General features: G+C 68.5%; 20 protein-coding genes. 11 read left to right on the top strand and 9 right to left on the bottom strand.

The genetic code is table 11. The annotated features are described in order from the left end of the window. Positions 1 to 7 precede the first annotated feature (7 nt). The 3 genes from ASC91_RS13910 to ASC91_RS13900 are packed head-to-tail and all read left to right on the top strand — an operon-like array spanning position 8 to position 2,018. A complete protein-coding gene (locus ASC91_RS13910; RefSeq protein WP_056197681.1) occupies positions 8 to 973 on the top strand; it encodes a CsgG/HfaB family protein in 966 nt (321 codons plus the stop codon). Further along, entirely contained in the window at positions 973 to 1,698 is a 726-nt protein-coding gene (locus tag ASC91_RS13905; RefSeq protein WP_056197679.1) for an SDR family oxidoreductase, read from the top strand. Before ASC91_RS13910 ends, ASC91_RS13905 begins: the two co-directional genes overlap by 1 nt. Before the next feature lie 53 nt (positions 1,699 to 1,751). Continuing rightward, positions 1,752 to 2,018, top strand: coding sequence for a hypothetical protein (locus ASC91_RS13900; RefSeq protein WP_056197677.1), 267 nt, complete (start codon positions 1,752 to 1,754; stop codon positions 2,016 to 2,018). 1 nt (position 2,019) lies between these two features. Here the strand turns inward: ASC91_RS13900 and ASC91_RS13895 are convergent, their stop codons facing one another. The 4 genes from ASC91_RS13895 to ASC91_RS13880 all read right to left on the bottom strand — a co-directional run bounded on the left by ASC91_RS13895 (position 2,020) and on the right by ASC91_RS13880 (position 5,464). After that, on the bottom strand, positions 2,020 to 2,697 hold the full coding sequence (locus tag ASC91_RS13895) for a DUF3047 domain-containing protein (protein WP_056197675.1): 678 nt from the start codon (positions 2,695 to 2,697) through the stop codon (positions 2,020 to 2,022). Next, positions 2,697 to 3,599, bottom strand: a complete 903-nt coding sequence (gene rsgA, locus ASC91_RS13890) for a ribosome small subunit-dependent GTPase A (protein ID WP_056197673.1) — start codon at positions 3,597 to 3,599, stop codon at positions 2,697 to 2,699. Before rsgA ends, ASC91_RS13895 begins: the two co-directional genes overlap by 1 nt. Next, positions 3,596 to 3,931: a 4a-hydroxytetrahydrobiopterin dehydratase gene (locus ASC91_RS13885; protein WP_157281616.1), complete on the bottom strand. Its 336-nt coding sequence runs from the start codon at positions 3,929 to 3,931 to the stop codon at positions 3,596 to 3,598. Before ASC91_RS13885 ends, rsgA begins: the two co-directional genes overlap by 4 nt. A 258-nt stretch (positions 3,932 to 4,189) precedes the next feature. Then, positions 4,190 to 5,464 carry a M48 family metallopeptidase gene (locus tag ASC91_RS13880; RefSeq protein ID WP_056197671.1) on the bottom strand — a complete coding sequence of 425 codons (1,275 nt, stop codon included), beginning with the start codon at positions 5,462 to 5,464 and terminating at the stop codon, positions 4,190 to 4,192. Between the two features lie 51 nt (positions 5,465 to 5,515). Between ASC91_RS13880 and orn the strand changes: the two genes are divergently transcribed. Both orn and ASC91_RS13870 read left to right on the top strand, forming a co-directional pair. Continuing rightward, the gene (orn, locus tag ASC91_RS13875) at positions 5,516 to 6,076 is read left to right on the top strand and encodes an oligoribonuclease (protein ID WP_056197666.1); all 561 of its coding nucleotides are present in this window, start codon (positions 5,516 to 5,518) and stop codon (positions 6,074 to 6,076) included. Between the two features lie 16 nt (positions 6,077 to 6,092). Then, positions 6,093 to 7,847: a bifunctional chorismate-binding protein/class IV aminotransferase gene (locus tag ASC91_RS13870; protein WP_235531984.1), complete on the top strand. Its 1,755-nt coding sequence runs from the start codon at positions 6,093 to 6,095 to the stop codon at positions 7,845 to 7,847. Here ASC91_RS13870 and ASC91_RS13865 read toward each other — a convergent pair. Further along, on the bottom strand, positions 7,827 to 8,360 hold the full coding sequence (locus ASC91_RS13865) for a DUF2087 domain-containing protein (protein ID WP_056197664.1): 534 nt from the start codon (positions 8,358 to 8,360) through the stop codon (positions 7,827 to 7,829). The genes ASC91_RS13870 and ASC91_RS13865 overlap by 21 nt on opposite strands. Before the next feature lie 521 nt (positions 8,361 to 8,881). Here ASC91_RS13865 and ASC91_RS13860 point away from each other — a divergent pair. Further along, positions 8,882 to 10,522 (top strand): DEAD/DEAH box helicase, encoded by a 1,641-nt coding sequence (locus ASC91_RS13860; protein WP_056197662.1) that lies wholly within the window; start codon positions 8,882 to 8,884, stop codon positions 10,520 to 10,522. 61 nt (positions 10,523 to 10,583) lie between these two features. Then, entirely contained in the window at positions 10,584 to 11,186 is a 603-nt protein-coding gene (locus ASC91_RS13855; protein ID WP_056197660.1) for a cold shock and DUF1294 domain-containing protein, read from the top strand. Here ASC91_RS13855 and ASC91_RS13850 read toward each other — a convergent pair. The 4 genes from ASC91_RS13850 to ASC91_RS13835 all read right to left on the bottom strand — a co-directional run bounded on the left by ASC91_RS13850 (position 11,164) and on the right by ASC91_RS13835 (position 13,988). Continuing rightward, positions 11,164 to 11,838: a hypothetical protein gene (locus ASC91_RS13850; RefSeq protein WP_056197658.1), complete on the bottom strand. Its 675-nt coding sequence runs from the start codon at positions 11,836 to 11,838 to the stop codon at positions 11,164 to 11,166. The genes ASC91_RS13855 and ASC91_RS13850 overlap by 23 nt on opposite strands. Positions 11,839 to 11,864: 26 nt before the next feature. After that, the gene (locus ASC91_RS13845) at positions 11,865 to 12,710 is read right to left on the bottom strand and encodes a ThuA domain-containing protein (protein WP_056197656.1); all 846 of its coding nucleotides are present in this window, start codon (positions 12,708 to 12,710) and stop codon (positions 11,865 to 11,867) included. A gap of 76 nt (positions 12,711 to 12,786) precedes the next feature. Continuing rightward, the gene (locus ASC91_RS13840; protein ID WP_082532766.1) at positions 12,787 to 13,587 is read right to left on the bottom strand and encodes a class III extradiol ring-cleavage dioxygenase; all 801 of its coding nucleotides are present in this window, start codon (positions 13,585 to 13,587) and stop codon (positions 12,787 to 12,789) included. A 74-nt stretch (positions 13,588 to 13,661) separates the two neighbouring features. Beyond that, complete coding sequence (locus ASC91_RS13835) at positions 13,662 to 13,988, bottom strand: PEP-CTERM sorting domain-containing protein (protein ID WP_056197652.1); 327 nt, start codon at positions 13,986 to 13,988, stop codon at positions 13,662 to 13,664. Between ASC91_RS13835 and ASC91_RS13830 the strand changes: the two genes are divergently transcribed. Genes ASC91_RS13830 through ASC91_RS13815 form a run of 4 tightly spaced genes read left to right on the top strand, consistent with a single transcriptional unit; the run spans position 13,987 to position 19,217 of the window. Beyond that, positions 13,987 to 15,288 (top strand): hypothetical protein, encoded by a 1,302-nt coding sequence (locus tag ASC91_RS13830; RefSeq protein WP_056197650.1) that lies wholly within the window; start codon positions 13,987 to 13,989, stop codon positions 15,286 to 15,288. The genes ASC91_RS13835 and ASC91_RS13830 overlap by 2 nt on opposite strands. Then, complete coding sequence (locus ASC91_RS13825; protein WP_056197649.1) at positions 15,285 to 15,965, top strand: hypothetical protein; 681 nt, start codon at positions 15,285 to 15,287, stop codon at positions 15,963 to 15,965. Before ASC91_RS13830 ends, ASC91_RS13825 begins: the two co-directional genes overlap by 4 nt. Beyond that, positions 15,965 to 18,781: an ATP-binding protein gene (locus tag ASC91_RS13820; RefSeq protein ID WP_056197647.1), complete on the top strand. Its 2,817-nt coding sequence runs from the start codon at positions 15,965 to 15,967 to the stop codon at positions 18,779 to 18,781. Before ASC91_RS13825 ends, ASC91_RS13820 begins: the two co-directional genes overlap by 1 nt. Next, positions 18,774 to 19,217: a thioesterase family protein gene (locus ASC91_RS13815; protein ID WP_056197645.1), complete on the top strand. Its 444-nt coding sequence runs from the start codon at positions 18,774 to 18,776 to the stop codon at positions 19,215 to 19,217. Before ASC91_RS13820 ends, ASC91_RS13815 begins: the two co-directional genes overlap by 8 nt. Positions 19,218 to 19,252 lie beyond the last annotated feature (35 nt).

Here is a 19,252-nt window from a genome sequence, read left to right as displayed (position 1 = left end):
GATCACGATGAACAACAAGACGCTCAGCAGGGCCGTGCTGGCTTCTCTGGCTTTTGCCGCGGTGGCCGCGCAGGCCCAGGAGGCAGGCTCCAATGTCGAGAAGTGCCCCAAGAAGCTCGGCGTGCTGGCCGTGGCCGAGCCCCAGCACGGCTGGAACCACCTGTCGCACTATGGCCTTGGCTCCCCTGCATCGCTGCTGCGCATGATGGTGCAGCAGTCAGGCTGCTTTGACGTCGTCGAGCGCGGCGTGGCCATGCAGAACCTGCAGCAGGAGCGCAACCTCGCCGCCGCCGGCGAGATGCGCCAGGAATCCAATGTCGGCAAGGGCCAGATGCAGGCGGCCGACTTCGTCATGACGCCCAATGTGCTGGTGGCTGCCAGCAACACCGGCGGTGTCGGCGGCGCCATTGGTGGGCTGCTGGGCAACCGGCTGGGTGGCATTGGCGCCATCGCCGGCGGGTTGAAATTCAAGGAGGCCAGCACCAGCCTGCTGATCGCCGACGTGCGCTCCAGCATCCAGGTCGCTGCCGCTGAAGGCAAGGCCACCAAGACCGACTTCTCCATCGGCGGCTGGGGCTACGGCGGCGGCGCGCTGGGCGCCGCGGGCGGCTACACCAGCACGCCCGAAGGCAAGCTCATCGCTGCCAGCCTGCTCGACAACTACAACAAGATCGTGCTGGGCATCCGCGACCAGCAGAGCCTGATCCGCACCGGCAGCGCCGCCGGCGACGCGAATGCGGGCGCCTCCACGCAGGCGGGCGCACCCGTTCCGGCGGGCCAGATGCTCGTGGCCAAGATCTCCAACGTGAAGGCCTACGCCGCCCCGTCGCGCGACAGCAAGGTCGTCGCCACGCTGAACCGCAGCGATGAACTCGTTGCCACCGGCGAGGTCAAGGACGGCTTCGTCAAGGTCGACGCCGCCAACTTCAGCGGCTGGGTACAGCGCACCCTGGTGTCGCCGAGCGGTCGTTGATGAAGGTCGCTCTCGTCACCGGTGCTGGCTCCGGCATCGGCAGGGCCGTGGCCCGCGCTCTGGCCGCCGAGGGCTGGACGCTGGCGTTGATGGGTCGTCGCGAGGCGGCCCTGCGCGAGACCCTGCCGGATGCGCTGGCCCTGCAGACCGATGTCTGTGTCGAGGCCCAGGTCGACGCCGCCTTCGCGACGCTGCGCGAGCGCTTCGGCCGGCTGGACCTGCTGTTCAACAACGCCGGCATCTCCGCGCCGGCCGTGCCCATCGATGAGCTGACGGTGGCGCAATGGCGCGCAGTCGTCGACACCAACCTGACCGGCAGCTTCCTCTGCGCCCGCGCGGCCTTCGCGCTGATGAAGGCGCAGTCGCCGCGCGGCGGCCGCATCATCAACAACGGCTCCATCTCGGCCCACGCGCCGCGGCCGAACACGGTGCCCTACACGTCCACCAAGCACGCCATCACCGGCCTGACCAAGTCGCTGAGCCTGGACGGCCGCGCCTTCGACATTGCAGCCGGCCAGATCGACATCGGCAATGCCGCCACCGAGATGACCGAGAAGATGACGCGCGGCGTGCCCCAGGCCAACGGCTCCGTTGCAGTGGAGCCGCGCATGGACGTCGAGGATGTGGCCCGCGCCGTCGTCTACATGGCCGGCCTGCCGCTGTCGGCCAATGTGCAGACGATGACGGTGATGGCGACGAGCATGCCGTTTGTCGGGCGGGGCTGAGGGGTGACGATCGTCACGGCCCCAGCGGGCGCTCAGCGTTCAGAATAGGGGTCATGTCGCTGTTCCGTTTGCTGCTTCGCCTGCTGATGCTCGTCGTCGGCGCCTTTATCGGCCTGGGCCTCTTCCTGATCGCCGTGCTGGCCTTCCTGGCCTTCCTGCTCGTCAGCTTGCTGACCGGCCGCAAGCCGAATCTGCAGTTCCGTGTCAACAAGAACCCGTGGGCGCAGCGCCGCCAGCCGGCGGGAGAAGTGGTGGACGTCGAAGCGCGTGAAGTGCACGACGCCGCGCCACTATCGTTGCGCTCACCCGACCAGCGCTGAGCTATTTCAGTTCCACGGGTCCGTACCAGGTGCGGGCCGACGCACGGCTGTTATCGCTGTCGGTCATGACGGCCATCGACGTCAACGGGCCCGGCGCCTCGCCGAAGGCCAGGCGGAAGTCGGCGGCCAGGTCGCGCCGATGCTCGCGCCAGCGGCGCAGCTCGGCCGGGCCGGAGTCGACGACGATCTTGCGGATGCGGTCGCTGCGTGGGTTGATGACGACGGTGCCGACCGGCAGCTTGCTGTCCCAGACATACATCAGCGTCGCATAGGGCGGCAGCTCGCCGGTCAGGGCCTGCGCGAGTTCGAACTTCATGCGCGTGCGCAGCGGCAGTTTGTCGATGTCGCCGGCGAAGCCGAAGATGACGCGGGCGACGGCGTCCTCGTGGTCGATGTCCGAGACATTGGCACCCGGGATCAGGCTTTGCACCCACCACGAGAAGCTGACCTCGCCGACGTTGGGCGGCGCCGGCTCCAGCCGCTTGCGCCAGATGCTGGCCGAGCGGTCCGAAGCAGCTTCCAGCGCGGGGCGGCCGTCCTTCTCCGTCCAGCTGTACTGGGTGAGCTTCTTGCCGGGCAGGGCCAGCGGCTGCCAGCCTTCGGCGGCTGGAGGCGGGGCGACGGTCGTGGCGCAGCCGGCCAGCAAGGCCAGGGCGCTGAAGGCGAGTGCGCCGCGCATCACCAGGTCTTGCGCTGCAGCTCTTCGAGGATCTCGCCGTAGATGCGATAGCGGCTGGCGCTGATCAGCCCCGCTTGAACCGCCGCGCGCACGCCGCAGTCGGGCTCGTGGATGTGGCTGCAGTTGGCGAAGCGGCAGTTGGCGTGCTCGCGCAGGTCGGGCATGTAGCGCCACAGCTCGGCGGCGTCGATCTGGCGCAAGCCGAATTCCTGGAAGCCGGGCGAGTCGATCAGCGCCGTCGTGCGTGTCTCGTCGGTCCAGTACCACTGCGTCGTCGTCGTCGTGTGGCGGCCGGAGTTCAGCGCCTGCGAGATCTCGCCGATCTGGGCCTTGGCGTCTTTCACGAGCAGGTTGATCAGCGTGCTCTTGCCCGTGCCACTGGGGCCGAGGGCGAAGGTGCGTTGGCCGGCCAGCCAGGGGTCCAGCGTCGCGCGGGAGCCTTCGGGGTCGGCCTTCAGCGCGACCTCGAACATCTTCAGGCCCATGGCGCGATAAGGCGCCAGGCGCTCGCGGGCCGAATCGGTGCCCGGCAGGTCGGTCTTGTTCAGCGCGATGGCCATGCTGATGCCGGCGGACTCGGCGGCGATCAGGGAGCGCGTGAGCTGGCTCTCACTGAACACCGGCTCGACAGCGACGAGGACAAGCAGCTGGTCCAGGTTGGCTGCGAAGCTCTTGGTCTTCCACTCGTCCTGGCGGAACAGCAGATTGCGCCGAGGCTCGACGGCTTCGATGACTCCCTCATCGCCGGAATCGGCGAAGCGCACCTGGTCACCAACGACAGCCTCGCTCTTCTTGCCGCGCGGGTGGCAGACGAAACGCTTGCCCTCCGAGTCCTCGACGATGTAGTGGCGGCCATGGCCGCGCACGACAAGTCCCAGGTCCAGCGCCTGGAATTTACTCATGTACCGGTCGCTTCGGGCAAGGCGCTCACTTGTGCCGCACAGATCGCGTCATTCAAGGTCAGCCCGCCGCGCGAATGCGTCGTGAAGCTGACCGTGCAGGCGTCGTAGCCGACCAGCATCTCGGGGTGATGGTCCTGCGCATGGGCGATCTCGGCGACCGCGTCGACGAAGGCCATGGTCTGGTAAAAGTTCGCGAAGCCAAAGCGTCGGCCGATCAGCTTGTTCTCGGGGTCGGGCAGCCAGCCGGGCAGGGCGGCCAGCACGCGGTTGCGCGTGTCGGCATCCATCAGCGGGGCCTTGGGGTCACATTGGGCAAGCAGCAGATCGTTCATGAGAGGGGCCTCTTGAGGGCTCGGAGATCGGTGCGAGAGGGTCTGCGCGGGTGCAGGGCTAGGCGTGCGACGCCGCCTGGGCTCGTGCCCAGGCCAGGCGCGCAACGACGCCATGCGCCCGCGCAGACCCTCTCCCGAAGGGTTGGCACTCAAAAACCCGCGCGCGGCGTTGCGAAGCCTCGCTGGGGGCGACCCCAGCTTCGGCATCGCGCCTTGCTCGCGGGCTTTTGAGTGACAACGCATCCGACCTCCGAGCCCTCAAGAGGCCCCAAGCGCTGCAAGCCTCTCAGCGGCCGGTGGGTGGGAGTAGTAGAAGCGCGCGTAGACCGGGTCCGGCGTCAGCGTGCCGGCATTGTCCTCGTGCAGCTTGAGTAGGGCCGAGGACAGGTCGGCGCCACTGGCCTGGGCGCGGGCATAGGCGTCGGCCTGGAACTCGTCGCGGCGCGAGAAGTGGCTCGCCAGCGGCGTCACGAAGAAGCCGAACACCGGGCCGGCGAGCAGGAAGAGGATCAGCGCCAGCGCGTCATTGGGTGCGTCGAGATTCGGCGTCGCACCCAGGCCCAGGTAAAAGGCCGGCTGTTGCGCCAGCCAGCCCAGCAGCGCAAAGCCGGCCAGGCTCATAGCGAACATCAACACGATGCGCTTGGTGATGTGCTTGTGCTTGAAGTGGCCCAACTCATGGGCCAGCACGGCCTCCACCTCGCTGCCGTTGAGCTTGGTCAGCAGCGTGTCGAAGAAGACCACGCGCTTGGCCGGGCCGAAGCCGCTGAAATAGGCATTGCCGTGCGCCGAGCGTCGGCTGCCGTCCATGACGAACAAGCCCTTGGCCGCAAAGCCGCAACGCGCCATCAGCTTCTCGACGCGATCCTTCAGCGCCAAATCGGTCAGCGGCTCAAACTTGTTGAACAGCGGTGCGATGACGGTCGGGTAGATGACCATGATGAGCAGGTTGAAGCCCATCCACGCGCCCCAGGCCCACAGCCACCAGAGCGGGCCGGCCGCGCCCATCAGCCAAAGAATGAAGGCGACGATGGGCATGCCCATCAGCACCCCCACGGCGAGGCCCTTGGCCATGTCGGCGAAGAAGAGCTTGAGCGTCGTGCGGTTGAAGCCGAAGGCCTGCTCGATGCGGAAGGTGGACCACAGCTCCCAGGGCAGGTCCAGCAGCGACCCCGCCAGCACGAAGACGGCGACCAGGCCGAGCTGGTAGCCCATGCCTTGCCAAGCTTCGGGCAGCATGCGGCTGGCTTCCAGCGCCCAGCTGTTCAGAGCGTTCAGGCCGCCCAGCAACGTCCAACCGAGCAGCACGGCCGCATTGAAGGCCAGGGCCAGCAGGCCGAAGCGGGAGCGGGCGACCGTGTAGTCCGCCGCCTTCTGATGAGCCACCAGCGTCACGCTGCCTGCGAAGGCTGCCGGGACCTGGCCGCGATGGGCGGCGACATGGCGGATCTGGCGAGAGGACAGCCAGAACTTGACGAGGGTCGAGGCGGCGAGCGCGGCCGCAAAAGCAAGGGACAACAGCAGGGGAGACATAAGCCTCAAGTTTAGGCTGCGAGAATTCCGCATCTTCAGAGTGAGCCCAGCATGTCCGACACCCTTGCCCTCAGCGAAAACAACCTGATCTGGATCGACCTCGAAATGACGGGTCTGTATCCCGACACCGACCGCATCATCGAGATTGCCGTCGTCGTGACCGACGCCAACCTCGAAAAGCGCGTCGAAGGCCCTGTCTTCGCCGTGCATCAGAGCGACGCGACGCTGGACGCCATGGACGCCTGGAACAAGGGCACGCATGGCAGGAGCGGCCTCATCGACCGCGTCAAGGCCTCCACCGTCTCCGAGGCCGAGGCCGCCGCCCAGACCATCGCTTTTCTGAAGCAATACGTGCCCAAGGGCAAGAGCCCGATGGCCGGCAACAGCATCTGCCAGGACCGCCGCTTCCTCGCCAACTACATGCCCGAGCTGGAGAGCTTCTTCCACTACCGCAACCTGGATGTGTCCACGCTGAAGGAGCTGGCCAAGCGCTGGAAGCCGGCGGCGCTGGAGGGCTTCAAGAAGGCCCAGGCCCACACGGCCATGGCCGACATCCACGAGTCCATCGACGAGCTCGTCCACTACCGCACTCATTTCCTGAACCTGGCCTGACCGGGCCGCACGGCGCTTGCTGCACGCCGCTTTCGACTTCCCCCGCCACCCGCTGGCCCGCGAGGACGGCGAGCGGCTGCGCGGCTGCTGGGCCACGCCGCCGACGCGCTGGCTGCGGGCGACGCGGCTGGATGAGGTGCGCGGCGTCATCGCCGAGGCCGAAGCCGCGGCACGAGCCGGCGCGTGGGTGCTTGGGGGGCTGCGTTACGAGGCCGCCGCGGCTTTCGACGCCGCACTGAAGACGCACGGCGCCACCGCGCCGCTGGCCGAGTTCGCTGTCTACGAGTCGCCCCCTGAGCCCTGGCCGGAGCTGCCTCCAGCCTACAGCGGCTTCCTGGGCTGGAATGACGCCGAGCCGGACGGCACGGCGGCCATCGAGCGCATCCGCACCTACATCCGTGACGGCGATTGCTACCAGGTCAATCTGACCACCCGGCTGCGCGCGGCGGCCGGCGCGCTGGACGCCGAGCAGCTCTTCCTCGCCCTGCACGCCAGCCAGCCCGGCGGCTTCAGCCTGTTCTTGCGCGAAGCCGGCGCGGCCAGCGTGTCACCCGAACTCTTCTTCGACTGGCGTCCCGTGCCCGGTGCCAAGGCGAGCTGGCTGTTGGCGGCCCAGCCCATGAAGGGCACGGCGCCGCGCGGCCGCGACCGTGTCGACGACGAGGCGGCTCAGGCGCACCTGCGCACCAGCGAGAAGGAGCGCGCCGAGAACCTGATGATCGTGGACCTGCTGCGCAATGACCTCAGCCGCGTCGCTCAGCTCGGCACCGTGCGCGTGCCGCGTCTGTTCGAGCTGCATGCGCTGCCAACGGTCTGGCAGATGACATCCACGGTGACGGCCGTCAGCCGCGGCGGGTTGACGTTGGCCGATGCCTTCGCGGCACTTTTCCCCTGCGGTTCGGTGACCGGCGCGCCCAAGATCCGCGCGATGCAGATCATCCGCGAGCTGGAGCCGACGGCGCGGGGTTGGTACTGCGGCGCGCTGGGCCTGATCCAGCCCGGCGGCGTCGCGACCTTCAATGTGCCCATCCGCACCGTCGAGTTCCACGGCGATGCGTTGACCTGCGGTATCGGCAGTGCCATCACGCTGGACAGCGAACCGGCCGCCGAGATCGCCGAATGGCGGGCCAAGTCGCGCTTCCTGGCGCGCGCCGAGGCGCCCGTCGAGGCGCTGGAGACGCTGCGGCTGGAGGGCGGCGTGGCGGTGCGCGGCGACGCTCACCTGGCCCGCATGCAGCGCACGGCGCGCCACTTCGGCCTGCGCTTCTCGCTGGCCGAGGCGCGGGCCCACCTGAAGGCGGTGGCTGAGGCCCACGCGCAAGGCAGCTGGCGCCTGCGCCTGACCGGCGACGCCGAAGGGCGCCTGCGTCACACGCTGGCCGCCTTCACTCCGATGGCCGAGCCGGTTCTGCTGGTGCTGGCCGATCAGCCCATGCCCACGCTCGGGCCCAGTGCCGAGTTCCTGGCCCACAAGACGACACGCCGCGAGCTGTATGCCGTCGACAAGCCGGCCGAGGCCTTCGACGTCATCCTCTGGAACGAGGCGGGCGAGCTGACCGAATGCAGCTTCGGCAACCTTGCCCTGCGGCTTGACGACCAGTGGCTCACACCGCCGCTGGCCGCCGGGGTGTTGCCCGGCGTGCTGCGTGCTGAGCTGCTGGCCCTGGGCCGTCTCAAGGAAGCACGGCTGACCCGGCAGGATCTGGCCCGTGCCGAGGGCCTGGCCTTCTTCAACAGCCTGCGCGGCTGGCTAGCCGCCGAGTTGACGTAAGGCCCGCATCAGCGCCATCGCGTCCTCGCCCGGCCGCGCCGGCAGCTTGGTGTAGACCGAGCTGTCCGTCGTGCGCGCCATCAGGCTTTGGGTGACGAGATCACGGCGCAGCGTGCAGTAGTCGCCGAAGCAGTGCCAGGCCGTCAGGATCTGGTTGACCTCGCGCTCGCGGTAGGGCCGCTTGGCGTCGAAGCGCATCCACAGGCCCCACAGGGCCATCAGCTGCAGTGATCGCTTGACGGGCAGGCGCTGCAGCCGGCCCTGATCGTCGAACAGGCGCAGCGTGCGGCGAACGATGTCGCTGTGCTCCGCGCGGGCAGGGGTGGTGGTCCGCGGCAGGGCCGGCGGACGCGCCTTCAGCATCTGCAGATTGCGATGCCCGGCTGCGCGGGCCAGCATGTTCAGCAGGGTCTGGTGGCCCGGCGTGGCGGGGTGCGCCAGCAACTGCGTGCGCAGAGACTTGGTGAAGGTGGACAAGTCGTCCACGACGAGGGGCAGGGATTCACGGGCCATGATGGCACTCCATGCGCACGCCAACGACGAAAGAGGCTGGGCTTGCCGACTTGCAGCCAGGGCGCACGCGAGGTTCACGTGAACGAAGGCGGTATGCGTGGCAGGTTTAGCTCGCGACGGATGCCGCGCGGCAAGGCCTGGGTGTTCTGCCGACCCGGGCCGCAAGTGTGCCAGAGCGCACACCCGCGCCTCAGGGGTGGATTCCGTGAAAACCCTGATCTGTGCTACAGTCGCAGCTTCGCTCGGTTCCAACCGAGCTTCGTACGTCTCCTCTGACCTCGTTCGGCCCGTAGTTCATACGGCTTCTCGAACACCCCTCGTGGATCGGTCGGCGGCGATGAAGCCGTCGCTTTGACTGTTCCCCCGTGCCGCACCCGACTGCAACCAGCAGCCCGAGCCGCCCGACACGAGCTTTCTCCCAGCGACTTTGACTGCTGAACGGCATGGTCTGTTCAGCGCCCGCGTGTCCGCCCTCACTGATTTCCAGGCGGCATGGACGGGCTTTTGACTGAAAGAACGACATGAGTTTCGATACCCTGGGCCTGAACGAAGTGGTCCTGAAGGCCGTGAAAGATTCCGGCTACGAGAACGCCACCGACGTGCAGACGCTCGCCATTCCCGCTGCCATCGCCAACAAGGACCTGATGGTCTCGGCGCGCACGGGCTCGGGCAAGACCGCCGCCTTCATCCTGCCGGCGCTGGAAAAGATCCTGGCCGCACGTGGCGACGACAGCAAGAAGCGCGAAAAGGGCAAGGTCTATGGCCCCAAGATCCTGGTGCTGGCCCCCACCCGTGAGCTGGCTATGCAGGTCGCCAAGGCCGCACAGACCTACGGCCGCTTCATCCCGGGCCTGAAGGTCGCCACCGTGCTGGGCGGCATGCCCTACCCGCTGCAGATCCGCCAGCTGATGGGCCCGCTGGACATCCTGATCGCGACCCCCGGCCGCCTGATCGACCACATCAACTCCGGCAAGTGCGTGCTGGGCAATGTCGAAATGCTGGTGCTGGACGAAGCCGACCGCATGCTGGACATGGGCTTCATCGACGACATCACGATGATCGCCGGCAATACCCCTGCCGAGCGCCAGACCGTGATGTTCAGCGCCACGTTCGCCGGCCACGTCGGCCGCCTCGCGCAGAACCTGCTGAAGGATCCGCAGCGCATCGAGGTCGCCAACCACACCGACACGCACGAGAACATCGAGCAGCGCCTGCACTGGGCCGACAACCCCCACCACAAGGACCAGCTGCTGGAATCCATCCTGGCCCTGCCGGAGATGGAGCAGGCAGTGGTCTTCACCAGCACCCAGCGTGACGCCGACTGGCTGGCCGAGCGCCTGGCCGAGATCGGCCACTCGGTGGCACCGCTGCACGGCGCGATGCCGCAAGGCAAGCGCAACCGCGTGCTGCAGGCTCTGCGCAGCAAGCAAGTGCGCGTGCTGGTGGCCACCGACGTCGCGGCCCGCGGCATCGACGTGCCGACGATCAGCCACGTCATCAACTACGGCCTGCCGATGAAGGCCGAGGACTATGTGCACCGCATCGGCCGCACCGGCCGTGCCGGCCGCCAGGGCCTGGCGATCACGCTGGGCCTGCGTGACGACGTGTCCATGATCCGCCGCATCCAGCAGTTCACGACGCAGACGATCCCCGTGCAGCAGATCGCCGGTCTTGAGCCCAAGACGCAAGAGCCGCGCATCTTCCCGCCGCGCCCGGCTGGTTCCTTCGACGACCGCGGCCCACGTGGCCACTTCGGTGGCGGCCGCCCTGGCTTCGGCAACAAGCCTTTCCGTCGTGAAGAGGGCAGCCGCCCCTTCCACGGTGGTGGCAAGCCTTTCAATCATGGTTCTGGCGGCCAGGACCGTGGCTTCGCCCCGCGCGATGACCGTGGCTTCGCCCCGCAAGGCGACAACCGTGGCTTTGCTCCCCGTGAAGATCGCGGTTTTGCGCCGCAGGGTGATAACCGCGGCTTTGCTCCGCGTGAGGATCGTGGTTTCGCACCGCGTGATGATCGCGGCTTCCAGCCCCGTGACGACCGTGGCTTCGCGCCGCGCGGCGAGCGCTCCTTCCAGCCGGCCGGCAAGCCCAGCTTCGGCGCCAAGCCGGCCTTCGGCGACCGCCGCCCGCCGAGCGGCCCGCGCAAGGGTGGCTTCGGCCGCTGATCCCGCGGCGGCATCTGCCGCCCGGCGATGATGGAGGGCCCGCTGTGCGGGCCCTTTTTTTATGACCAGTTTCAGCGACAGACAGACCGGCACCCTCATCCAGTGGGACGACGCCAAGGGCTATGGCTTCATCGCGCCGGATGGCGGCGCGGCCCGCCTCTTTGTCCACATCCAGGCCTTCACTGCCCGCGCCCAGCGGCCGGTGGTGGGTGAGCGATTGAGCTTCCATGCGGGTTCTGACGCCCAGGGCAAGCCGAGGGCGCTGGCCGTGCGGCCTATCAAGGCGCCGCCGCCGCCCGCAGCGCCGCGCGATCGCAGCCGTGTGCTGCTGCTGGTGCCGGCCTTTGCCGGCTTTGTGCTGGCCTGCCATCTCCTCTGGGGCTTGCCGAATTGGCTCTGGGGCATCTATTCCGCCATGAGCATGGCGACCTTCATCGTCTATGCGCTCGACAAGCGGGCCGCCAGGCAGGAGGGAGCTTGGCGCGTGGGCGAGAAGACCCTGCATGGGCTGTCGCTGGCCTGCGGCTGGCCGGGCGCGTTGCTCGCCCAGCAACTGCTGCACCACAAGAACGTGAAGCCGTCGTTCCGGCGCATCTACTGGCTGACGGTGATCCTCAACATCGCGGCCTTCGCTGCGATCTTCACGCCGCTACTGAAAAGCTGAGTTCGCCCAGGCCCTCGAAGGCCAGCGTGCCGCTGGCCGCACCCGTCAGCGGATGCAACCCGCCCCAGGCGCCGGTCGTCACGATGGTGCCGGCTGGCAAGGTGGCGCCATGGCGCGTGGCATGGCGCAACCAGGCCGGCAATACGGCGGCCGGATCGGCCAGGGAATGCCCGCCGCGGCGGACGACATCGGGCTGGCTGGCGAGGCTGAGACGCCATTCGAGCTGAGCCCACCGCAACGGGCGATAGGGTTGCCAGGCACCGAGCAGCAGACCGGCATTGGATTGGTGGTCGGCCATGCGCAGCAAGGCAGGCGCGTCCAGCCCTTCCTGCCAGCGCGAGGCGACCAGTTCAACAGCGACGCACATGGATTGCGCCCTCCCATCCGCGTCAATGCGCAGCGCCACCTCGGCCTCGACGCCAAGCAGTGACGTTCCGGGGACGGGGTTGACTGGCGAATGGCTGAACGGACCCTGGGCGCTGGCGCCGCCGGACTTCCAGCGGTCGAAGCGCCAGTCCAGCGCCCGGGCGATGCCGTCTTGCACGGCATAGGCATCGGCCTCGTCACGTACGGCGTGGGTCCAGTCGGCGGCACTCAAGCGGCTGCCGTCACGGTGGCAGGCAACCAGGGCATCGATCAGGGCTTGCGTCATGGCTTGAAGTGGAGCAGCGAGTGGCCTTACTTCTTCTTGGCGTAGCCGGGTTGGTCGACTTTGCCGGTGGCCCAGAGAATGCCTTGGGTGACCAGGTCCAGATAGCGGGCGTCAGCGACGGTGGCCGTGGTGTGACCGAGCGAGGTGCTGAACACGCGCGTCTTCTTCGGGCCGAATTCGTTCGTCCAGACGACGACCGTTTCGACGGCCTGTGCTTCTTCGGTCACGCTGCCGTCGGGCTGCCGCCTGCTTTGCTTGACGATCTGCCTGCCCTTTGCGAGCGCTTTGCCATCGAGGCTCTGGACGTTGTTGTAGAGCTCCTCATTGACGGTGGTCCAACCGTCGAGCGTCCTCGTGATCGGGTGATCCTTGTCGACGAAGGTGATCGCGATGGGCTCGAGCGGTCCGTGGCCGGTCGATTGCAGGCCGACGTATTCGTACCACTGGGCGTTGTCCGCACCGCGGGCTACCGGCTGGGTGTAGTCGCCAGAGCGAAAGCTGTGCATCGCGCAGTGCAGATTGACGCCGGGCATGCCGTCCAGATGGGGTTTCAAGACGCTTTTGAACGAGCTGGGGTCGCGCGGGTCGGCTGCGCACTCGTCGTGGATGACCACGTCGTAGCCACGCGCGTAGTCGGGGTTGCCGAAGAGGGGCAGCGGGGGGCTGCCGGTGGTGTTGTCGCTGTGCATTTGATCCACGACGATGTTCGCGCGCGCCTCAATGCCCGATTTCAGCAGGTCCTTTTGCGCACCGTAGTCGTGGCAGCAGCCGCCGGTGATGAGCAGGGCACGGATGGGTTTCGGTGCGTCCGCCGCGAACGCGGGGAGGGCGGCGAACGCAAAAGCCAGGGCAAGGACGTGAGGAGGTTTCATAAGGACCTGTGGCGAGGAAGCGGCGTGGGCGAATCTAGCACCCAGGCGCTCCTCGCGATCAGGCCTGCACGGCGAGTCATCCGAAGCGGAAACTCGACGCCGTCACGCCGCCCATGAATTCAGTCTCGTGATAGTGGCAGCTGGCGGCCTCGCCCTCGGCCGCGCCGGCGGCCACCATCAGCGGCAGCAGATGCTCCTCGCGCGGATGGGCCAGGCGGGCAGCGGGTGCCTGGGCCCAGGCCTGCAGGCGCTCAGCACGGCCGGCCGGAGAGGGCAGGGTGGACTGCAGCCAGGCATCAAAGGCGGCGGACGGCTCACGGCCGGCCGAGCCGTAGAGGCGCAGGTTGTGGAAGCTGAAGCCGCTGCCGAGGATGAGCACGCCTTCGTCGCGCAGCGGCGCCAGGGCGCGGCCCAGCGCGATGTGTTCGACCGGGTTCAGGCCGCGCTTGAGCGACAGCTGCACGACGGGCACTTCGGCGTCGGGGTACATCGGTACCAACGTGCAGAAGGCGCCGTGGTCGAAGCCGCGTTGGGCGTCGCGGGCGGCGGGCAGGCCGGCGGCCTGGATCAGTGCGACAACACGCTCGGCCAGCGCCGGATCGCCCGGTGCCGGGTAGACCACCTCGTAGGTGTGGGCCGGGAAGCCGCCGTAGTCGTAGAGCATGCCCGGTGCGGGCGAGGTCATGACAGTGAAGGCGGCCTCTTCCCAGTGGGCCGAGATCATCAGGATGGCCTTCGGCTTGGCCGGCAATGTGGCCGGTAGGGCTTGCAGCGAGGTCTCAAGCCTGGCGTGGGCGCGACGGTAGTCGCCGTCCATGAACGGCCAGGGGCCGCCGCCGTGGGAGAGGAAGAAGCTGGGCAGGCGAGGGGTTTGCATGCCCATAAGACTAGGCCCGCTTGCGCGGGCCTGGGTTCAGTCGGCTTGATGCCGGCGTTCGCAAAAGCCGAACGTCAGCCGCCGCGGCGACGCCGGGAGGCTGCGAGGGCCGTCACGCCGGCCAGGCTCAGCAGCGCCAGGTCGGCCGGCTCGGGCAGACGGCCTGGATCGGTGGTGATGGAGGTGTCGCTGGCCAGCCGCCAGTTCAGGATGTCGTGGTTCTGGTAGCCCGAGCCGGTCGCGGCCGTGAAGCCGACGAAAGCGTCGTTGGTGCCCAGGGCCGAGCCGATGTCGATATTGAAATTGGTGATGAGCTTGTCCGACGGCGACTGTCGACTGTCAAACCCCTCGACACCACCTAATTTGGCGGCTTCAGGGCCCGTCGATAATCCGCGCCCCATGTTGACGACACCCCTGGACACCGACGACACCGCGCGCCCCGATCGCGTGGAGGACTACTTCCGCGACGGCGCCGCGCCGGCGGATGCGCTGCTGTGGTGGCAGCTCGAACGCCAGGACGCCTTGCAGGTCGCGCTGCGGGCGCTGTTCCAGGGCCCGGCGGGCGTCACGCGGCTGCGGCTGTGGGTGTTCTTCGAGCTGCTGGCTTTGCGCGAGTCGCGCCTGACCCGCGAGGCCTTGAACCAGGCCTTCCACGTGCTGCGCGACGAGGTGCTGGACAGCGTGCTCAAGCGCCTGCGCGAGGCCGACCTGCTGGCCTGGGACGCGACCGCGCAGACCTATGCCGTCACGCCGCTGGCCCAGCAGCTCGTGGGCCTGCTGCAGCCGCTGACGCAGGAGCAGGCGCCCGACGGCGACCTGGCCTCGCTGCTGGCTGGCGTGGCCGGCGCCCATCAGCTCGGCACCTTGCAACCTGCGCAACTGCAGCATCTGCTGGCCCAACTCTCACGCCTGTACGACGAGTTTGCCGATGCCATCGCCAGCGGCAGCGAGTTCGCGCTGCGCCGCGCACGCACCCGTTTCGAGAAGGCGCTGACGCTGGTGGATCGAGCTGGCGAGGCGCTGGGTGCCATCATTGCCCAGGCCGAAGCCGCCGGCGATGCCCGTCTGGAGCGCCTGGCCCGCGAGCTGGGCCTGGCGCAGGCGCGGCTGCTGGCGATGGCCAGCCAGTTCAACCGCGCGTTGCAGCAAGCCGACCGCCAGCGTGTGACGCTCGGCTCCACCGGCATCACGACGACCGATGTTCGCCGCTGGCTGCAGAGCCAGGGCGACCTCGCCAAACTGCTGGCTGATGGCTGGGAGCGGCCGGTGCACCCCGTGCTCGTGTCGCAGCACGACCTCGTCGACACGGCCGAGGCCGAGTTCGAGCGCGACCGCCCCAAGCCTGCCGAGATCGCCGCGCTGCCGCAAGGCCAGGCCGCGCCGACGGGCGAGCTGGCTGTCATGCAGTTGCCGCCTGACATGGACCAGATGCAGGCGTTGCTGACGGCCTGGGCGGCCACTGATCCCATCGAACGCGACCTGTCACCCGCCGTGCTGGGTGACAGCTATGCCCGCGCCGCCTACCGCGCCCAGCTGCTGCCACTGCTGGGCGACGCGCAGGCGCGTCACCTCAAGGGCGCCACCGGCGACATGGCCCGCCAGCCGTGGAGCGTGCGCTGGTCCGCCGAACAAGGCCCCGTCGACGACGAGTTCGTCAAATGGATGAGCCGCGGCGTCCTCACACCTGAATCTTCTTCATGAGCCAACCTCTCGACGACGCCGCCCAACTGGCGGCGCAACTGCTGGCCCGGCGCTGGCTGCCGCGCAGCCACCCGCTGGTGCGCCGCGCGTTGATCGACACCGAGCTGTGGACGCTGCTGGGCCAGCGTCTCGGGGCCGTCGGGCTCAAGGTGGTGGACAACGTGCACGCCGACCACATCGCCGTCGCCCTCGTGCGACCGGCCGAAAGCGCCGTGTTCGGCGAGATGGGCCTGGCCGCCAACAACAACCTCGACCTGCCGCGCGACGGTGTGGCCTTGCTTGTCGTGCTGTGGTCGCTGATCGTTTTACCGAAGCGCCAGCGCCAGGTGGCGCGCAGTGACGCCATCCATGCCGGACAGGGCGAGATGTTCGCGGCCGACAAACCGCTGCCCCAGGCCGCCAGCGTCGCGCCGCTGATCAGCTACCGCAGCCTGCTGGCCGACTTCGGCGACCAGCTCGGCAAGAAGCTGCGGCTGGACACCAACCTCAAGCTGCTGGAGCGCCACGGTTTCGTCACGCGGCGCGGCGAGGACATCGCCGAGGGGCCGCTGCTGGACCTGCTGATCGACTACGACCTGCTGGCACCGCGCATCCTCGATGGCGCCATGGGCGACGTGCTCGCGCGCGCCGGCCACGCGCTGCCGCGTGAAGAAGAACAACAACATATCGACGACTGATGTTCCACCTGCAATCGCTCGAACTGCTGCACTGGGACTACTGCCAGCGCGTCACGCTGCCGCTGGACGGCGCCATCATCACCATCGCCGGCCCCAACGGCTCCGGCAAGACCACGCTGCTGGACGCCATGCGCACGCTGCTGGGCCTGGAGTGCTCGGGCGGCCGCACGTACAAGACCTACGCCCGGCACGCCAACGCCGAGACGGCCTGGCTGCGCGCGCTGGTGGACAACCGCCCGCGCTCGCGCCAGAACAGCAGCCGGCCATTCGCTTCGTCGCTGCTGTACGGCGACCAAGTGACGCTGGCCTGCCGCATCGAGCGCCACGGTGGCGACTGGGTGCGCCGCTACACCATCCTCGACGGTGCGCATGAGATCGAGCAACTGGCCGAAAAAGGTGACCGCGACTGGCTGGGCATCGAGGCGTGGAAGAAGCGGCTGGAAGCGGCCGGCCTCACGCGCGCCATCGGTCGCGTGCTGGCGCTGGAGCAGGGCCAGACCGACCGGCTCTGCGAGCTTTCTCCAAAGGAGCTGCTGCGCCTCGTCTTCGAGGTGTTCGGCGACCAGGAGGTGCTGGACCGCTACGAGCAGGCGCGCAGCCACCAGCAGCACCTGGGCAAGGAAGTCGAGCAGGCCGGCGCCGAGCTGGCGCACACGCAGGCGCAGCTCAGTGACCTGGCCAACCGTGTCAACAGCCACCGCCAGTACCAGCTCAAGATCCAGGAGCGCGAGCGCCTGGCCACCGAGGTGTTGCCCGTGCTGCGCTGGAGCGAGGTCCGCGAGCGCGTCACCCGCGATGCGCGCGAGCTGCACCGCCAACGCCTGTTCGCGTCGGGCGATGTGAAGGCGCTGAGCGAGAAGCGCGCGGCGCTGCACGGGCTGTTCACGGCGCAGGAAGCGGCCAAGGAGCGCATGAAGGCGCTGGACGGTGAACGCCGCGAGGCCCGCGCCGCGTTCGACTCGGCGCGCGAAGCCGAGCGGCCCGCCGAGGCCTTGGTCAAGCGTGAGGACGAACTGAAGGCGCTGGCCGACGTGGAGGCCGATGCCGCCGCGCTGACGGCGCGCATGCAGGAACTGGCCGGCGAACGCGAGCGCCTGCGCGCCGACTACACCCGTGCCAGCGACAAGGCCGCCCGCGCGCAGACCGCATTGGGCGAGCTGAGCGGCAAGCGCCTGCCCCCGCCGCCGCCCGAGGTCGCGCCGATGAAGCGCGCGCTGGACGACGCGGGCATCGCCCACCACCTCGTTGCCGACAGCGTCGACATCGCCGACGAAACCTGGCGCGCCGCCGCCGAAGGCCTGCTGCGCCCATCGCGCTGGGTCGTCGTGCTGAAGCACCGCAGCGACGAAGGCCGCGCCTTCGACATTGCGGCGAAGCAGCGCTACCGTCACTACGTCGTCGCCGACACGCAGGCCGCAGGCCAGGCGCCGGCCGGCTCGCTGCTGGCGGCGCTGAACGTCAGTGCGCCGCTGCCGACCTGGCTGGTGCGCCAGCTGGGCGGCATCCGCTGCGTCACGTCGACGGAAGAGGGCGCCAAGGCTGGCGGCGAATGGATCACGACCGACGCCTACTACCGCGACGGCCGCGGCGGCCGCAGCGTCTTCGTCGAGCCGCGCGACCATCAGTTCGGCGCGTCGGCCGTGGACTCGCGCCGCGGTGCGCTGGAGGCCGAGCTGGCCCGCTGGGACGGTGAGCTGAGCCGCATCGCCAAGGCGCAGGCGGAAGTCGAACGCCAGTTCAAGGACGTGCAGCGCGCAGCCGTTGGGCATAAGGCTGCGCAGGAATTGAGCGAACGCTCCGACGAATTCGCCGAAGCCCGCGCGCGCCTGCCGGTGCTGCGCCAAGCGCGCGCCGAAGCGTCCACCCGCATGAGCCAGATCGACAGCGAGCACGACCGCGTGCTGCGCGACTCGACCCGCAGCGAGCAAGCCTATGAAGGCGCGCAGATCGCGCTGAAGGACGGTGAGGGCTCCGCAGCCGGCCGCCTGCGCGAGCACGAGGCGAAGCGGGATGCTGTGCGCACGGCATCGCGCCAGTCACGCACGCAGAAAGCCCAGTTCCCCAAATCCTGGGTCACGGCCATCGCGCTGGCCGCGCTGCGTGACGAGTTCGAGAACGCCCGCCAGGCCGAGATCCGCGCCCACCACGTCGACCAGGAACTGCAAGGCGGCCACTGGGAGGTCGACGCCAGCGTCGTGGACCGTCACGCCCGCATGTCGGCCCAGGTGCACGAGCAGGACACCCAGCTCAGCGATCGCCGCGCCAGCAACGAGCTGGCCCGCATCGCCGCCTTCAACGCCCGCGAGCGCTACATCGACGTGATGCGCGCCACCGTGCGCCGCTACAAGAAGAACGTCGCCGAGCTGGGCGAACTGGCCGGCGTTACCGCCGAGGCCGTGCTGCCGCACCTGGACAACGACGACACCGTGCTCGCCCAGGCCGGCCTGCAGGTCAAGTTCAACTTCGACGGCAAGGGCGAGGTGGGGCTGAACGACGGCGAGGCGTCGGGCGGCCAGCAGGTGCTGAAGAGCCTGATCCTGCTCGTGGGCCTGATGAAAGACGACGAGACGCCGGGCGGCTTCGTCTTCATCGACGAACCCTTCGCCCACCTGGACGTGCGCAACATCCAGCTCGTCGGGCACTTCCTGCGCTCGACCCGCGCGCAATACCTGCTGACGACGCCGATCACGCACAACGTCGAGGTGTTTGAGCCCAGCGAGATCACGCTGGTGACGAGCAAGAAGCCGCGCGGCGAGCGTTGGGCGCCGCCGATTGCCGTGCTGGCGCGCCGGCCGGAAGTCTCCGTGTATGAATGACTGGGACTACCCGTCCCCGTTCACGCTGGCGCTGACGCCGGCGGCCGAACACATCGACGGGTTGGACCACACCAACAACGCCGTCTATGTGCAATGGTGCGAGCAGGCCGGCTGGGCGCATTCCGAGGCGCTCGGCCTGTCGCTTGACGACTACCGCCGCCAGGACCGCGCCATGGCCATTCGCGAAGGCCACTACGACTACCTGCTGCCTTCGTTCGAGGGCGAGGCCCTGGTGCTCGGCACATGGCTGACCGACAGCGACGGCAAGCTGACGATGGAGCGCCGCTTCCAACTGCGCCGCGCGAGTGACGGCGTCACGCTGGTGCGCGGCCGGTGGTTGCTGGTGTGCATCGAGATCAGCAGCGGCAAGCCGCGGCGCATGCCGCCCGAGTTCCTGAGCGCCTACGAAACGGTGGTGGTGCCCAAGCCTGAGTGATATACGTTTCGTATACGAAGCGTATATAGTCGCGG

Source organism: Pelomonas sp. Root1237 (assembly GCF_001425055.1).
Lineage (GTDB): Bacteria > Pseudomonadota > Gammaproteobacteria > Burkholderiales > Burkholderiaceae_C > Pelomonas.
The sequence above is the reverse complement of the archived record's forward strand: the minus strand, read 5'-3'. Positions and strand labels throughout refer to the sequence as shown.

What these genes read in the sequence shown, in the direction of transcription:
- ASC91_RS13910 (WP_056197681.1), top strand. Translation starts at nt 8, where the DNA reads ATGAACAACAAGACGCTCAGCAGGGCCGTGCTGGCTTCTCTGGCTTTT.
- ASC91_RS13905 (WP_056197679.1), top strand. Translation starts at nt 973, where the DNA reads ATGAAGGTCGCTCTCGTCACCGGTGCTGGCTCCGGCATCGGCAGGGCC.
- ASC91_RS13900 (WP_056197677.1), top strand. Translation starts at nt 1,752, where the DNA reads ATGTCGCTGTTCCGTTTGCTGCTTCGCCTGCTGATGCTCGTCGTCGGC.
- ASC91_RS13895 (WP_056197675.1), bottom strand. Translation starts at nt 2,697, where the DNA reads ATGCGCGGCGCACTCGCCTTCAGCGCCCTGGCCTTGCTGGCCGGCTGC.
- rsgA (WP_056197673.1), bottom strand. Translation starts at nt 3,599, where the DNA reads ATGAGTAAATTCCAGGCGCTGGACCTGGGACTTGTCGTGCGCGGCCAT.
- ASC91_RS13885 (WP_157281616.1), bottom strand. Translation starts at nt 3,931, where the DNA reads ATGAACGATCTGCTGCTTGCCCAATGTGACCCCAAGGCCCCGCTGATG.
- ASC91_RS13880 (WP_056197671.1), bottom strand. Translation starts at nt 5,464, where the DNA reads ATGTCTCCCCTGCTGTTGTCCCTTGCTTTTGCGGCCGCGCTCGCCGCC.
- orn (WP_056197666.1), top strand. Translation starts at nt 5,516, where the DNA reads ATGTCCGACACCCTTGCCCTCAGCGAAAACAACCTGATCTGGATCGAC.
- ASC91_RS13865 (WP_056197664.1), bottom strand. Translation starts at nt 8,360, where the DNA reads ATGGCCCGTGAATCCCTGCCCCTCGTCGTGGACGACTTGTCCACCTTC.
- ASC91_RS13860 (WP_056197662.1), top strand. Translation starts at nt 8,882, where the DNA reads ATGAGTTTCGATACCCTGGGCCTGAACGAAGTGGTCCTGAAGGCCGTG.
- ASC91_RS13855 (WP_056197660.1), top strand. Translation starts at nt 10,584, where the DNA reads ATGACCAGTTTCAGCGACAGACAGACCGGCACCCTCATCCAGTGGGAC.
- ASC91_RS13850 (WP_056197658.1), bottom strand. Translation starts at nt 11,838, where the DNA reads ATGACGCAAGCCCTGATCGATGCCCTGGTTGCCTGCCACCGTGACGGC.
- ASC91_RS13845 (WP_056197656.1), bottom strand. Translation starts at nt 12,710, where the DNA reads ATGAAACCTCCTCACGTCCTTGCCCTGGCTTTTGCGTTCGCCGCCCTC.
- ASC91_RS13840 (WP_082532766.1), bottom strand. Translation starts at nt 13,587, where the DNA reads ATGCAAACCCCTCGCCTGCCCAGCTTCTTCCTCTCCCACGGCGGCGGC.
- ASC91_RS13830 (WP_056197650.1), top strand. Translation starts at nt 13,987, where the DNA reads ATGTTGACGACACCCCTGGACACCGACGACACCGCGCGCCCCGATCGC.
- ASC91_RS13835 (WP_056197652.1), bottom strand. Translation starts at nt 13,988, where the DNA reads ATGGGGCGCGGATTATCGACGGGCCCTGAAGCCGCCAAATTAGGTGGT.
- ASC91_RS13825 (WP_056197649.1), top strand. Translation starts at nt 15,285, where the DNA reads ATGAGCCAACCTCTCGACGACGCCGCCCAACTGGCGGCGCAACTGCTG.
- ASC91_RS13820 (WP_056197647.1), top strand. Translation starts at nt 15,965, where the DNA reads ATGTTCCACCTGCAATCGCTCGAACTGCTGCACTGGGACTACTGCCAG.
- ASC91_RS13815 (WP_056197645.1), top strand. Translation starts at nt 18,774, where the DNA reads ATGAATGACTGGGACTACCCGTCCCCGTTCACGCTGGCGCTGACGCCG.